General features: G+C 65.8%; 9 protein-coding genes. 3 read left to right on the forward strand and 6 right to left on the reverse strand.

Features of this window, described 5'->3' with window-relative positions; genetic code table 11:
- Positions 1-67 precede the first annotated feature (67 nt).
- The 3 genes from BMY53_RS12235 (at position 68) to BMY53_RS12245 (ending at position 3,671) form a co-directional block, all read left to right on the forward strand.
- Complete coding sequence (locus BMY53_RS12235) at positions 68-829, forward strand: DUF5672 family protein (protein WP_092946750.1); 762 nt, start codon at positions 68-70, stop codon at positions 827-829.
- 74 nt (positions 830-903) lie between these two features.
- Positions 904-1,881, forward strand: coding sequence for a hypothetical protein (locus BMY53_RS12240; protein ID WP_092946751.1), 978 nt, complete (start codon positions 904-906; stop codon positions 1,879-1,881).
- Positions 1,882-2,096: 215 nt separating this feature from the next.
- The gene (locus tag BMY53_RS12245) at positions 2,097-3,671 is read left to right on the forward strand and encodes a methyl-accepting chemotaxis protein (RefSeq protein WP_092946752.1); all 1,575 of its coding nucleotides are present in this window, start codon (positions 2,097-2,099) and stop codon (positions 3,669-3,671) included.
- 390 nt (positions 3,672-4,061) lie between these two features.
- On the opposite strand, the gene BMY53_RS12250 is transcribed toward BMY53_RS12245, so the two are convergent.
- The 6 genes from BMY53_RS12250 to BMY53_RS12275 form a co-directional block, all read right to left on the reverse strand.
- Positions 4,062-4,778 (reverse strand): S1 family peptidase, encoded by a 717-nt coding sequence (locus BMY53_RS12250; RefSeq protein ID WP_255370163.1) that lies wholly within the window; start codon positions 4,776-4,778, stop codon positions 4,062-4,064.
- 311 nt (positions 4,779-5,089) lie between these two features.
- Positions 5,090-6,394, reverse strand: coding sequence for a GNAT family N-acetyltransferase (locus BMY53_RS12255; RefSeq protein WP_092946753.1), 1,305 nt, complete (start codon positions 6,392-6,394; stop codon positions 5,090-5,092).
- A 47-nt stretch (positions 6,395-6,441) separates the two neighbouring features.
- On the reverse strand, positions 6,442-9,336 hold the full coding sequence (gene prsT, locus BMY53_RS12260) for an XrtA/PEP-CTERM system TPR-repeat protein PrsT (protein WP_092946754.1): 2,895 nt from the start codon (positions 9,334-9,336) through the stop codon (positions 6,442-6,444).
- An 87-nt stretch (positions 9,337-9,423) separates the two neighbouring features.
- Positions 9,424-10,812 carry a PEP-CTERM-box response regulator transcription factor gene (prsR, locus tag BMY53_RS12265; RefSeq protein WP_092946755.1) on the reverse strand — a complete coding sequence of 463 codons (1,389 nt, stop codon included), beginning with the start codon at positions 10,810-10,812 and terminating at the stop codon, positions 9,424-9,426.
- Positions 10,809-12,968 (reverse strand): XrtA/PEP-CTERM system histidine kinase PrsK, encoded by a 2,160-nt coding sequence (gene prsK / locus BMY53_RS12270; RefSeq protein WP_092946756.1) that lies wholly within the window; start codon positions 12,966-12,968, stop codon positions 10,809-10,811. Before prsK ends, prsR begins: the two co-directional genes overlap by 4 nt.
- 55 nt (positions 12,969-13,023) lie before the next feature.
- Positions 13,024-14,403: a TIGR03013 family XrtA/PEP-CTERM system glycosyltransferase gene (locus BMY53_RS12275; RefSeq protein ID WP_092946757.1), complete on the reverse strand. Its 1,380-nt coding sequence runs from the start codon at positions 14,401-14,403 to the stop codon at positions 13,024-13,026.
- Positions 14,404-14,476 lie beyond the last annotated feature (73 nt).

A 14,476-nucleotide genomic window follows, 5' to 3' on the forward strand; every position in this document is an offset into this window, starting at 1 on the left:
CTCTGCCACCCCTGCTGCGATTCCGCTGCGACCCCGCTGCGACCCCGTTGAATAGGCTGCGCCCATCATGATCACCCCACCGCCCAAGCTGGCCGTTGCCATCATCGACACCGACTTGCACCTGCTCGCCCGCCAGGCTCTGGTGCACAGCATGCAGGCCATGGAGCGTCAGGGGCTGCCGTTTTCCCAGGTGCTGATCTACTCAGACCGGCCGGAGCTGTGGCCAGGCCTGCCGGTGATTCCAGTGCCCACCCTGCGCTCCATCACCGAATACAACCTGCTGGTGACCCGTGAACTCGCCAAGCACCTCAGCGCGGACCATGTGCTGGTGATCCAGTACGACGGGTTTGTGCTCAACGCCGATCAGTTCTCCCCGCATTTCCTGCACTACGACTACATTGGTGCGCCCTGGCCCAACTACGACCGCCATGAGGTGGGCAACGGCGGGTTCTCCTGGCGGTCACGCCGCCTGGTGCAGGCCGTGGCCCAACTGGACTACGACGACCCCACGGAAGCGGAAGACCTCTTCATTTGCCGCCGCATGCGCGAAACGCTGGAACGCATGGGCTGCCGTTTCGCGCCCAAGGCCATCGCCCAGCATTTCTCGGTGGAATTCCCGGCAGTGGCCTACCCCACCTTCGGTTTCCACGGCATCTTCCATCTGCCCTCGGTCTACCGGGAAATGCCGGAATTCCTGGTGGACAACCTCTCGGACCGCATCATCAAGAGCCGCAGCAATTTCCTGCTGCCGGGCCTGCAGGCCGTCTCCCCCGCAGCCGCCGAGCGCCTGCAGCAGCGGCTGGCGGCGCTGTCCGCCGCGCCGGCCTGAACAGCGTCTGAACACGACCTGAACCTGACCCCGGCGCCCTCGCCTTTCGCACCTCCTCACCACGGCAAGACGCGATGAAACAGATCATCATCCTGATTCCCCACGGCGTGCAGACGGGCGGCCCCGAGGCGCTGCACCAGCTCTCGGACGCGCTGATCCGCCAGGGGCATGACGCCCGCGTCTGGTACGTGCTGCCCAGCGACCTGCCGGCCATCGACCAGTTGCATCGCAACAATGGCCTGGGCGCGGACACGGCACTGCGCCTGCAGCCGCGACCCAACACGGTGGCGGACTACGAGAAATACCAGGTCCGCCTGGCCGAACAGATCGTCATGAATGCCGACACCTGCGTGGTGCTGGCAGAGACCTATGTGCATTGGCTGCGCTACTTTCAGCCCTGCACACCCATGGTGTGGTGGCTGAGCATCGACAACGCGTTTGAATACCTGTCGGTTCAAAAGATCAACCTCAACGCGCTGCGCAGCGAGCGGGTACTGCACACCTATCAATCCAGCTATGCCCATCAGGTGATCCGCGCGCTGGGCTGCACGCGGACGCTGCCCCTGTCGGACTACACGCCTGGCGCTGTCGCCGCTGAGGTGCTGCCCAAGACCGACATCGCGCTCAATGCCAACCACAAGGTGCTTTACGACGTGGGCGCCATGGCGGCCCGCCTGGAACGCGAGAACGGCTGCAAGGTGCACCTGATCCGCGGCATGAGCCGGGCACAGGTGTATGAGGCGCTGGGACGCAGCAAGCTCTTCATCGACCTGGGTAATTTCCCCGGCAAGGACCGGCTGGCGCGCGAGGCCTTGATGCGCGAGTGCTGCGTATTTGCGCTGGATGTGGGGGCGGCACGGGACTACGTGCTGCCCGAGGAGTGCTACTTCAAGCCGGACCAGGTGGACCAGGTGTATGCCGGGGCCCATCAGTTGGTGCAGCAGTACGCGCTCTATCTGCAGCTCTGCCTGCCGGCCCGGCAGGCGGTGCTGCGCGAGCGGATGATCTTCGAGCGGGAAGTGGCCGGGCTGGCCCACGCCTTCGGCGCCTGATGAAGACGGCGCTCCGCGCCGCCGCCCCCAGGTTGTAGGTCTTTTGCCGACACCTGTTTCAGTGGCTCCCCACCCGGCACAGCGCCTGCAGGCCCTTCAAAATGTGTAGTAGTTGGTCGAAGATCCTCATGGAATCGGTCCAGACGGTCGCCTAAACCAACAACAAGCGACGGCCACGCGGATCACTACAGCGAGTCACTCAGGGGGTATCCGAAATGCAACTGTCATCACTCAAGGTCAAGACCAAGCTCTGGATGGGCTTCGGCCTCATGGCTGTCATCGTGGTGGCGATTGCTGCCTCGGCGCTGTTCTGGCTCAACCATGCCAACACACGCTTCCAGGCTTATCTGGATGGTGTCGGCCACCGGCAGCGGCTGGTCGCCGAACTGGAAACGGCCGCCAAATCGCGAGCCATCTCTGCCCGCAATCTGGTGCTGGTGACCACACCGGAGGACCGGTCCTCTGAACTCGCGGCGGTGACGCAGTCCCACCAGGCCGTCAAGGACGCGCTGGACAAGCTCAAGAAAGATCTCGACGGTGGCTCGGCCACCTCGCAGGACCGGGCGCTCTTCACCCGTGTCGAAGGCATCGAACAGAAGTACGGTGCGGTGGCGCTGGCCATCGTCGGCCTGGCGCAGCAGGGCCAGCGCGATGAAGCCATCGCCAAGATGAACGCGGAATGCCGCCCCTTGCTGGCTTCGCTGCTGAAGGCGACCGCCGAGTTCATCGCTTACGAAGATCAGGAAGCGGCAGCGGAGGCGGCGGACGCCGCCGCCCGCCAGACGCATGACCGCTGGATGCTCTCTTTGACGGCCGTGTGTGCGGCCCTGATGGCCGGTGTGCTGGGCTGGATCATCAGCGCAGCCGTCACCCGCCCGTTGACCCGCGCCATCCGCCTGGCTGAATCCGTCGCCGAGGGGGACCTGCGCCAGGAGATCGAGGTGTCCGGTGAGGACGAGATGAGCCAGCTGCTGGGCGCCCTGAAGGCCATGAGCAACAACCTCTCGGGCATGGTGAACAACGTCCGGGAAGCCGCCGAAGGCATTGCCGCGGCTTCCACACAAATTGCCAGCGGCAACCACGACCTGTCCTCCCGTACCGAGACCCAGGCCAGCGCCCTGCAGCAGACGGCCTCCTCGATGGCCCACATGACCTCCACCGTGCAGCACAGCGCGGCGACCTCCCGCAAGGCCACCGACCTGGCAAGCGAGGCGGCCAAGGTGGCCGGCCAGGGCGGCGAAGTGGTGGGCCGGGTGATCAGCACCATGGAAGCCATCAACGGCTCCAGCCGCCGCATCCACGACATCATCGGCGTGATCGACGGCATCGCGTTCCAGACCAATATCCTCGCGCTGAATGCCGCCGTGGAAGCGGCACGGGCGGGTGAGCAAGGCCGCGGCTTCGCGGTGGTGGCCGGTGAGGTGCGTGCACTGGCGCAGCGGTCGGCCAATGCAGCCAAGGAGATCAAGACACTGATCTCCGACAGCGTGCAGAAGGTGGACGCGGGTGGCGCCTTGGTGTCCGAAGCGGGCCGCACCATGGACGACATCGTGAAGCAGGTGCGCCTGGTCACTGACCTGATGGGGGACATCAACACCTCCACCGAGCAGCAGAGCACCGGCATCGGCGAGGTCAATGCGGCGGTGGCGGCAATCGACCAAGGTACGCAGCAGAACGCGGCCCTGGTGGAAGAAAGTGCGGCGGCGGCGGAAAGCCTGCGTCAACAGGCGCACGCGCTGTCGGAAATCATCGCGCGCTTCAAGCTGCGGGATGGGATGCGGCTGGCTTGAGCGGGTCGGGGGGCAAAGCCCCGACGGGTTTCGATGATGGGGCCACCTTCGAGTGGCCCTTCCCGCTTCATGCCACTTCAAGAGGGAGAAGAAAGGTGGCATGCCCGAGATAGATTCGGACCGAATTCAGACCATAGCCAGGTGAGGCTTTTCCCGTTCAGCGGGTCGGTCACCGAAGAATTGGTGGAGCTTGGCTTGGACGCTTACCGGCAACGGATTTCAGGAATGGATCGGATCATCTATGAGGTGACCGAGCACATCATCTACGTTCATCTCTTCCTCGATACTCGACGCGATGTTCGCTCGCTTCTATCACGGCGACTTCTGCGATCTGGGAACTGAACGCGTGCAAGCCGTCTGACCCGGTTTCGTGTTTTGAGCCGCGCCGCCTCAAGGCGTCAGCAACGGCAACACATACTTCACCGGCACCGCATAACTGATCCCGCTCGGTGCGCTCAATGCAGACTCCCGTGTGCTCTTGAGCGCCACCATGTTCACCACCCCCACCACCTTGCCGGTGCGGATGTCCATCAGCGGCCCACCGCTGTTGCCGGGGTAGGCGGTGATGTCCAACTGCAGGAACTCCATCTCGCCGGACCGCAGTTGACGGATGGCGCGTTCGGACAGGTTGTTGGAGGTCGGTGCCGGCAAGGCCGCCTTCGTGATGGAAGCAACGATGCCGCGGTGCGTCACCAACTGCACCCCCAGCACCGTGCCCAGCGGATAACCCAGCAGCGCCACCGCGCTGCCCTCGCGTACCGCCATGGCGGCATCATCCACGGGCGCCAGTGGCAGCGTGACGACCAGCGGCTTGCCGTCTTCCAGCTCCAGCACGGCCAGGTCCCGCGTGGTGTCTCGGCGCAGCAGCTTGACCGGGCGCAACTGCGGCGTGCCTGACGCATTGCCGCTGGCCGGGACCTGGATGGCCAGGTCCTTTTCGATCGGGTTGGGAATGACGTGTGCGCAGGTGACGATGGTCTTGCCATCGCCCACCACAAAACCTGTCCCCCGGAATCCAAAGCGCGGGTTGTCCGTGGCGCTGAACGTGCCCACCGCCACCACCGCCTGCCGGCTCTTGTCGATCAGGTCCGGCAAGGTGTTGGACATCTCCTGCGCTTGCGCAGGGCCCGCCCACAGGGACAACGACGCCGACAAGCCAGGAACTGCTCCGCCCAGTAACGAAGCACCGCCCAACGTCAGCACACGCCGCCGCGATGGAACATGCCCCGCCCCAACCTGCCCCGGCTCACCGAGGCCCCGCAAGCACTCATCGTTGTTCATCGTCTCACCCATCGCTTCTTGCTGGCCCTCTGCCATATCTACCAGATCTGCCAGATCTGCCAGGCCCGAATATCTTCACCCAAGAGACGACGCTCAGCGCCTGCGCTCCGCGCATCCCGGTGGCCCGAGCCCACCCGTCATGCCGCCAGATCCTTCGCCGTGTGCCCCATCTCCAGTTCCGACACAAAACTGCGCCAGTTCCGATCCGGTTCGTCGATCTTGAAACCGTAGAACGTGCCCTGATCCGTCTCGCGCCGGCGGACCGCCCGCGCCAGCAGCAGCGAGCGCGTGTTGCGGCCCAGTTCGATCTCCACTCGGCCATCCACATTCAACGGCAGTTCCTGCTTGCACTCGGCCTGGAAACCCTGCGCAGACACTTCGATCACATCCAGCTGCACATGCCCCACCGCCGGCACCCCACCCGCCGCCGGCAGGTCGATATGGCCCGGGCAACGCATGGAATAACGCGGATATTGCCGCAAGGCCTTGCCCAGGTCTTCACCACCACCGCTGAGCATGGGCAGCAGCCGACGGTACTCCGGCTGCGGATAGACCGACCACAACAGCGCCCGCTTGCGGTCCGGCAGTTCCGGGAACACCGGCACGAGCTTGTTGAAAAACAGGTCCAGCAACTCCGGCGTCATGACCGGATCATTGGTCGTGTGATAGCGCCGCTCCGGCAGCTTGATGTTGGGCAGCTTCTGGCGGAAGAAGTAGGTGTGCAGGTTCTTGCGAGCGGCTCGCCCTCGGTAGCCGCGCTCGAAGACGGCGTCCGCCTCATGCAGGTCCAGCGCCGCCCCCACCGCCGGCGCACCGTTGGCAAAGTCGTAGTTGGCGACCGTCTGTTCCTTCAGGCGCTTGAAAAACAGCAGCGCCTCATACAGCTCGATCTTGTCCGGGTTCACCGCAATGACCAGGTGCCGGGTATCGAAATACTCGGTGCAGTACTGGTGCATGAATTTCATCAGCGGGAACAGGATGGCCCCACCGGTCTTGCGAAAGGCCGGCGCCACAGCCAGCGCGGAGATCTCGGCCACCTTGCCGCCCTTGGCCCGCACACCCTCCAGGTCGAACACCGACTGCAGGGGGAAGCCGAAAACGCCCTCGCGCACCATCGAGATGGTGCCCACCACCACGCCGTCGTACTTGGCGCACAAGGTGGTGGTGGTCGGCAGCGAGTGGTAGATCGTGACACGCATCCCGCTGGGGTCAGGCTTCATGAAGCCGCTGCCCACGTAGGCGTCATGCAGGATGCGAAAGCACGCCTCCAGCTCTTCCTGCGTTTCCGCAACCTTGAGCTCCAGGCGTTCGCTGGGCGCGGGGTCGCAGTCCACCATGCGGCGGTAGACCGCAAAGCGCCAGGGTCGGGGCAGGCTGGAGAACAGCTTGCGCATGCCCTGGTGCAGTCGCTTGCGAAGGCTGGAGCGACGAATCTGGCTCATATGACCGTCTCCCTTGCGGCGCGGTCAGTTGCCGGGAAGCGTCCGGTTCAGCGGATCGCCGCCTGCAACTTCTGCACCTCGGCTTGTTGCTCGAATTGTGGACCCAGGTCGGCCAGGCGCTTGAGTTCCGTCTGCGCCTCGGCCTTCTTGCCGCCAGCCACATACAACTGGGCCAGCCGCAGCCGATACGCTGGCACACCAGGTGCCTGCTGCACGACCTGCTGTTGCACTTCAATGGCCTTGTCCGTCTGGCCCTTCGCGGCCAGCGCTTCGGCCCAGGTGTCCATGTAGGGCGCCACCTTGGGCCGCATCTGGTTGGCCTTCTCCGCGTACTTCAGGCCCTCGTCATTGCGGCCGGTACGCAGCTTCAGCCAGGCAATGTTGTTGGCTGCCGCAGCGTTTTCCGGAGAGTCCGCCAATACGCCCTGATAGTACTGCTCTGCCTGGTCGTACTGACCTTTGGTGAGCGCCACATCGCCCAGGTGGTACCTGAAAAGAGTGTCCTGCTTGTGTTGACTCAACCACGTCGCGGCGTACTGCTTGGCCTCTTCCGTCTTGCCGGACTCCACCAGCACGCCATGCAGGGCCACAGCCAGGGCGGTGTTGGGCACGGAGGCACCCGCATCCTTGGAGAGTTGGTCCGCCTTGCGGTAGGCCGCCAATGCACCAGTCCAGTCCTTGCGGGCACGGGCCACGTCCCCCTCAAGCTTCCAGCCCAGTCCGAAGGTGGGGCGCGCCGCCTGCAGACCCTTGGCGGCCACCAGGGCCACGTCCGGGTGGCCAATGGACAAGGCCTTGCCAGCCACCTTCTCGGCCAGTTCGGCGTCACCCGGGCCGATCGCCTGGGCGCGCTTGAGCGCAGTTGCGGCCAGTTCCCGGTCCGCCGGCTGGCCACTGGCGATGTAGAGGTCGGCCAGGCGCAACTGGCCCACCGGAGAACGCGGCTGAACGCTCACCAGCTTGTTGAAACTGGTGATGGCCGACTGGCGCTCGCCTTGCGCCTGCTGCACCTGGCCCAGCGCATCCAGCAGCTCGGCGGAGTCGGGGTTGGCCGTGATGCCTTCCTGCGCCACCGCTGCCGCCTGCTTCAGGTCCTGCTTGTTGACCAGCAGGCTGACCAGCGCCAGGCGGGGTGCGGGCTCTGAGGGGAAATTGCGCGCGATCTCGTTGAGCTGCTTGATCGCGTCATCGGGCGTCACCAGCTGATGGGTCACACGCACGCCGATCTGCGCCATGATCGCCTTCAGGTTCTTCGGGTCGGCCTTGATGGCGGCGTCATAGCGTTTGGCAGCGTCTTCCGGCTTCTTGTCCTGCAGGTCCATGGACGCCAGGTTGTTGGCCGGCGACAGCGCCTTGGGCTCGCGCTTGATGGCCTGCTCAAACTGGGCCCGGGCAGCGGCACGGTCACCCCGGAACAAGGCCACGCGGCCCCGCAGTTCAGGGGCGGCCCCGCTCTCGGGCTGCTTGCGTTCGATGCCGTCAATGACCTCGTTGGCCTTGGCCCAGTCCTTCTTCCTCAGGTAGAGGCTGACCAGGGCGAGGTCGGCGGTGATGCCCTTGTCTTCGACAGTGAGCTTGCGCAGCGCCTCGACGGCCTGTGCCTCCTGGCCCTTCTTGGCCTGTGTCAGTGCCAGGCCGACACGGCTGGTGATGTCGGCGGGGTTGAGCGCAGCGGCGCGGGCCAGCAGGCTCTCGGCCTGGTCGCCCTGCCCTTGCTTGAGCTTGATCTCGGCAGCCAGCGCCAGCGCCTCACCGGTGGGGCCGGGCTTGCCGTCCAGCGCCGGTTGCAGCGTGGTCCAGGCCTGGTCCACGTCACCACCGCGCAGTTGCACCTGTGCCAGGGCGATGCGGGCCTGCGGTGCCTCCGGCGACGTGCTCACCACCTTGGCGAAATTCGATTCGGCCTGACGCAGGTCGCCATTGGCCTGGGCCACACGGCCCGCCAGGTAAAGCGCGCGGTCATTGCCCGGCGCGATCTTGAGCAGCGCCTGGCTCAGGTCGGTGGCTTCCTTCAGGTTGCCGGCGTCCAGCGCAAAGATGGAGGCGTAGTAGAAGGTCTGCGCATGTGTGGGCAACGCGGCCTTCATGGCGGCCACGGCCTCCTTGGCGGCGGCCTTGTCGCCCTTGCGCATCAAGGCACTGATCAGCCCGGAATGGGCGCCGGGCAGCTTCTTGTCGATGGCCAGGGCCTTGCGGTAGCTGTCGATACGCTCGTCCACCGGCGCTTCGGCCAGCTCCTGCAGGTCGCCCTTGACCTGCCAGCCCTCGGCCAGGTTGGGCGATTTGGCCAGCAGGGCATCCAGCTGGACAAGCGCGTCTTTGAGCTTGCCTTCGCTGGTCATCAGCCGGATGTTCATCAACTGCACGGCCGCGCTGTCCGGAGCGGCCTTCAGGGCCGCATCGGCCGCGGTGCGGGCCTCCGGCATCTGGCGCTTCGCCACGAAGGCACCCACCAGCGTGCTTTGCAGATCGGCCTCGTCGGCGGGGGTGCTCAGATGCCGGGTGGCGTACTGCGCCACCACATCCTCAGGCTTGCCTTGCAGCAGCAGCAGGCGGGCCTGCAGGGCCGTCAGCGCCTCGCTGTTGTAGCCCTGCGCCTTGGCCTTGTCGGCCTCGATGACAGCACCCGGCAGGTCCCCCGCATCCAGCAGGGCCTTGGCCAGCAGGAAGCGGGCTTCGCCCAGCGACCCGTCCTTCTGCAGCGCGTTCTTCAGCTGGATGATGGCCGCCTTGGTGTCCTTCTTGTCCAGGTGGTCGCGGGCTGACTTGACCAGGTCCTGCGCGGACTCGCCGAAGCAGCCCGCCAGCAGCAGGGCCGAACCCAGGGCCAGCACCGTGGCGCCACGGGCCAGCGGACTCGACAGGCGGCGAACAGACAGCGCAACGCCAGGCTGAGGCGCCGCGGTTGGAGCAGAACGGCCGGTCTTGGAATCTCGGGACATCGTGGGGTCTCTCTCGGATGCGATGTTGGCGTCTGTGTGCCGGAGTGGGTCGCGCCGGTCTCGTGGACCGCCGTCGCCCGCGGAAGGTCAGGTCTTGAGGCCCAGCCGGGCCATCAGGTCATACAGCGTCGGCCGGCTCACGCCCAGCAGGTCCGCCGACTTGGCGATGTTGTTGTCGGTGCGGGCCAATGCCGCCACCACCGCCTGGCGCTCCGCACGCTCGCGCACGCTGCGCAGGTCCAGGGTGGTGTCATCGGCCGGCTGGGCGTCGGGAACGGCCAGGCCCAGGTCCTCGGCGGTGATGCGATCGCCATCGGCCATGATGGAGGCGCGCTTCATGACGTTCTGCAACTCACGCACATTGCCGGGCCAGCGGTGCGCCTCCACGCTGCGGATGGCGTCATCGCTCAGGCGCAGGATGGGTCGGCGCTGCTCGGAAGAAAACCGCCGCAGGAAGGCATGGGCCAGCAGCACGGCGTCCCCGGCGCGGTCGCGCAGCGGCGGAATCTCCACCACGATCTCGGCCAGGCGGTAGTACAGGTCTTCGCGGAACAGGCCCTGCGAAATCTTGGCCTTCAGGTCCTGATGGGTGGCGCCAACGATGCGCACGTCCACCGCGATCTCCTGCCGGCCGCCCAGACGCTCGATGCTGCGTTCCTGCAGGAAGCGCAGCAGCTTGGCCTGCAACGGCATGGGCAGATCGCCGATTTCGTCCAGCATCAGCGTGCCGCCGTGCGCGGTCTCGATCTTGCCGACGGTGGTCTTGGTGGCGCCGGTGAAAGCGCCGCGTTCGTAACCGAACAGCTCGCTTTCCAGCAGCGCTTCCGGGATGGCGGCGCAGTTGATGGCCACAAAACGCCCCTTGCGGCGGGATGCGTCGTGCACGGCCTGCGCCAGCACTTCCTTGCCGGTGCCGCTTTCGCCCAGCAGCAGCACGGTGGCGTCGCTGACGGCCACGCGTTCAACGGTGCGGCAGATGCGTTGCATCTGTGCGTCGCGCGTCACCAGCTTGCTGGTGGGCTCGCCCTCCTGCTGGGTGAGCAGGCGCTGGTTCTCCTGCTGCAACTCGTGCAGGCGCAGGGCGCGCTCCACCGTCAGCACCAGCACGTCCGGGTCGACCGGCTTGGCGAGAAAGTCGTAGGCGCCCATGCGGATGGCGCGCAAGGCGTTGTTCTGGTCGTTCTGGCCGGTCAGCACAATGACCTTGGTGCTGGGCTCGAGTTCGATGAGCTTCTCCAGCAGCCGGAAGCCTTCGGAGACGGCGTCCTGGTCGGGCGGCAGGCCCAGGTCCATGGTGACCACGGGCGGCTTGTGGCGGCGGAACTGCAGGACGGCCGAGGCCACGTCATCGGCTGTGACCGATTCAAAGCGATCCATCGACCACTTCAACTGCTTCTGCAGCGCCAGATCGTCCTCAACGATCAGCAAGCACGTGGGCGACGAGGCGGCAGGGGCGGATGGCGAGGCGGCGCTCATCGGGCTTCCACGGCCGTGTCACGACCCGTGTCACGGCCAGCATCGCGACCGGCATCAGCAAAAAACAGCGGCAGCAGAATCTTCACCTGCGTGCCTCGGCCGGGGGCGCTCTCCACGTTGATCTTTCCTCCAAGTTCCTGCAGGTATTGGTAGCTCTCGTAGGCCCCGATGCCCATGCCAGCACTCTTGGTGGTCTGGAAGGGCTTGAACAGGCGTTGGTCGATGAACTCCTGCGTCATGCCACAACCAGTATCCTCCACTTCGACCTGCGCATGGCTGCCCATGCGTTGTAATCGGAGTAATACCCTCCCCTCAATCGGGGTGGCATCCAGCGCGTTCTGCACCACGTGGCCCAGGACACGTTCGATGCGTTCCTCGTGGCCGCGAGCGCTGACCTCGTCGCGCAGATCCAGCTCCAGGCCGCGGCCCTTGCTGACCGCCGCGGCCGCCAGGCGCCGGGCGATGGGCACCAGCGCGACGCCGCCCGCACTGCCGTGATGGGGTTTGTCGCCTTCACGCAGTTGCAGCATGAGCTGGCGCATCTTCTCCACGGAGTTCTCCACCGTGTCCAGCATGTCCTGCTGGAATTCGGGGTTGTCTCGCAGGCGCTTGGCGTTCTTCATCATCAGCGAGAGCTGGGTGATGATGTTCTTCAGGTCGTGCACCACAAACGCGGACATCCGGTTGAAGGCCTCGAACTTGCGCGCCTCCAGCAGCGCCTCGGTGGCCTGCATCTGCGCCAGATAACTGGCGGCCTGCTGGGCCGCGGTGCGCAGCAGATCGCGCACCTCCCAATTCAGCTCCAGCGGCGTGCGCGGCTGGCCCAGCACCACCCAGCCAATCAGCACACCGGCGTTGAGCAGCGGCACCAGCAGCCAGTGGCGCTCGTCGTCCACCAGCGCGCCGGGCAGCGCCACATGCTCGTAGGCTTGCGGGTGCTGCCGCCACTCCTGCAGGTCGATGATCCAGGCGCGGTCCTGCAGCCAGTGCAGCAAGGGCCCCTCAGGCACCAAAGCCTCGCGCTCTTCATGGAGGTTCCAGCGCGCGGCCTGCACAAAGTCCTCGGTGGCAGCGGCACGGCGCAGCCACAGGGCGCCGGATGGGCCTTCCACCAGGTTGGCCATGCCGTGGATGACCGATTCACCCAAGGCCGCTGGCGAGGCGCTGGCGGAGAGCATGGCGGTGAAGCGCAGCCACTCCTGCCGGTAGTCGTAGCGGTAGCTGAAGAAATTTTTGCTGATGTAGACCCGCAGCTTGGCGCGCATGGCGCCGGACAGCGCCATCAGCAGCAATGCCAGCAGCCCCACCGCCAGCAGCACCTGCTGCAGTGCCCGGCCCCATTCGCCACCGGTGTAGCGGACGTAGTAACCCAGGCCGGAGACCACCAGCAGGTAAACGCCGACGATCAGCAGCGTGAGTGACTGGAAGGCCGCCGCGCGCGAGACATGCAGCTTGTCCAGCCACTTGCGATGGCGCCGGCTGGCCAGCCACAGCAGCGGCACGGCCATGCTGTGCACCAGGGCGCGGATGCTGAGGGCGTCGCCGTCGAACTGCTGGAACAGCGACGCCTGGGAGTAGACAAAGACGTCGAAGACAAACACCGCCCCCAGCCCCAGGCACACCGGCTTGGCGTTCCAGCGGGCGTCACGGTCGATATTGCGCAGCATCTGCTCCAGCAGCACCAGGCCCAGCACTCCCAACCCCAACCAGGCCATGGCCATGGGCCGCTGCATCAGCATCACCGGGGTGTCGCCCCACTGGCGCCACACGGGCAGCGCCACGGCCAGCGCCACAGCGGCCCAAGCCAACCCTTCCAGCGGGCGGGGCACGCCGGAGGCCGGCCGGCCATCCGCCTGGGGCGGCAGTTCGATCAGGGCGAGGATGAAGGCAAACCAGGCGGCATATCGCAGCACGTCCACCACCGGTGTCACCACCTGGACGATGACGTGGCGCTCCGGGATCCAGCCGAGTTGGTCCAGCGTATCCAGTGCGCCCCAGGCGACCGTCAGCAGCAGCGCAGCCTGCAGGCGCAGGGCCCGGCGCGGGTGCCGCTGGAATTGCGGGAAGACCACAACCGCCAGCGCCAGATGTGCCAGCACGCACAGCACGCCGCAGGCGGTTGCGATGAGGGAGAGGGAGGACAGGTTGCTCAGCATCGAGCCCAACGAGCCGTGGGCCGGAAGGGAGCCAGCGCGCGCCCTGCGGCGTCGCTCAGCGGGCGCCCCGTCCGGTCAGCACCACGGCCACGGTCTCCAACATGATCAGGAGGTCCAGGAACAGGGTGTGGTTCTTGACGTAATAGAGGTCGTACTGGAGCTTTTCCAGCGAGTCCTCAATGGTGGAGCCGTATTCGTAGCGCACCTGGGCCCAGCCGGTCACGCCCGGCTTCACGCTGTGGCGGACGGCGTAATAAGGGATGTTGGCGACCAGCTCGTCCACGAAGAACGGGCGCTCGGGGCGCGGGCCCACCATGCTCATCTCGCCGCGCAGCACGTTGAAGAGCTGCGGCAGTTCGTCGATACGCACCTTGCGAATGAAGTTGCCGACGCGGGTGACGCGGCTGTCGTTCTTGGTGGCCCACTGGGGACGACCGTCTTTCTCGGCGTCCTGGCGCATGCTGCGGAACTTGATGACCTTGAAGGTGGCGCCGTTCATGCCCACCCGTTCCTGCGTATAGAACATCGGGCCGGACGATTCCAGCTTGATCAGCACGGCGGTCACCAGCATCACCGGTGCGGACAGCACCAGCAGGCACAGGGACGACAGCAAGTCGAAGACCCGCTTGACGGCGCTGCGCAGCATGCCCTGGTTGAACCCATCACCAAAGATGAGCCAGCCGGCGTGCACATGGCTGATCTTGATCTGGGCGAGGGTCTTTTCGAAGTAGGTGGCCAGGTCCACGACGCGGATGCCGTAGAGCTTGCAGTCCAGCAGCTGGCGCAGCGGCATGCTGCCGCCACGGCGCTCGGACAGCGCCACGACGATTTCATCGACGCCCAGGCGCAGGGCCGCCTCGGTCAGCGATTCTTCGGCGGAAATGAGCTGCTGGGCCGGCACGAGAGGGTCCACCTCGTTCGGGCCGGGCAGGAAGCCGACGATCTGGGCGTGCGGGTCCGCGGCGCGCAGGCTTTCGCTCACAGCCAGGGCGGCGGCACCGCTGCCGAAGATCAGGATCTTGGTGCGGCCACCGTTCTGGGTGCCGGCATGGGCGGCGTAGACCCGGTGGATCATCACCATGCCCACGGCCAGCATGGCGGTGGTGGTGAGCAGTTCACGGTGGGAGACGGTGGCCGGGATGAGGCTGAACAGGCCGTAGGCCAGCGGCAGGCCGATCAGCAGCGCGAACAGCGCCCGGGCACAGGATTGGGTGAGCGATCGCTTGTGCGACTGCTGGTAGAGGCCCGACGCGGAGTTGATGACGAACATGCCACCCGCCAGCGAGAGGCCATATGACGCCGCAAAGGTCATCATGTGTTCACCGGTACTCTGGCTGACCGCGACGGCGAAAACCGCAGCCACGATGAGCCCCAGGTCGAAGAGGACCTGGATCAGGGTACGACGATGAAGGTAATGATTAAAAATTCGAATCATGCCAGTCCCCACAGCAGGTCAAGGCATCTCTTGGATGCTGGATCGACCGCCGGGTTTCTCCCTGCGCCGCCGG

It is taken from the genome of Roseateles sp. YR242 (genome assembly GCF_900109745.1).
Taxonomy (GTDB): Bacteria; Pseudomonadota; Gammaproteobacteria; order Burkholderiales; family Burkholderiaceae_C; genus Roseateles.

Excerpts from the sequence above, each read along its gene's own strand:
- BMY53_RS12235 (WP_092946750.1), top strand. The coding sequence starts at position 68 with ATGATCACCCCACCGCCCAAGCTGGCCGTTGCCATCATCGACACCGAC.
- BMY53_RS12240 (WP_092946751.1), top strand. The coding sequence starts at position 904 with ATGAAACAGATCATCATCCTGATTCCCCACGGCGTGCAGACGGGCGGC.
- BMY53_RS12245 (WP_092946752.1), top strand. The coding sequence starts at position 2,097 with ATGCAACTGTCATCACTCAAGGTCAAGACCAAGCTCTGGATGGGCTTC.
- BMY53_RS12250 (WP_255370163.1), bottom strand. The coding sequence starts at position 4,778 with ATGTCCAACACCTTGCCGGACCTGATCGACAAGAGCCGGCAGGCGGTG.
- BMY53_RS12255 (WP_092946753.1), bottom strand. The coding sequence starts at position 6,394 with ATGAGCCAGATTCGTCGCTCCAGCCTTCGCAAGCGACTGCACCAGGGC.
- prsT (WP_092946754.1), bottom strand. The coding sequence starts at position 9,336 with ATGTCCCGAGATTCCAAGACCGGCCGTTCTGCTCCAACCGCGGCGCCT.
- prsR (WP_092946755.1), bottom strand. The coding sequence starts at position 10,812 with ATGAGCGCCGCCTCGCCATCCGCCCCTGCCGCCTCGTCGCCCACGTGC.
- prsK (WP_092946756.1), bottom strand. The coding sequence starts at position 12,968 with ATGCTGAGCAACCTGTCCTCCCTCTCCCTCATCGCAACCGCCTGCGGC.
- BMY53_RS12275 (WP_092946757.1), bottom strand. The coding sequence starts at position 14,403 with ATGATTCGAATTTTTAATCATTACCTTCATCGTCGTACCCTGATCCAG.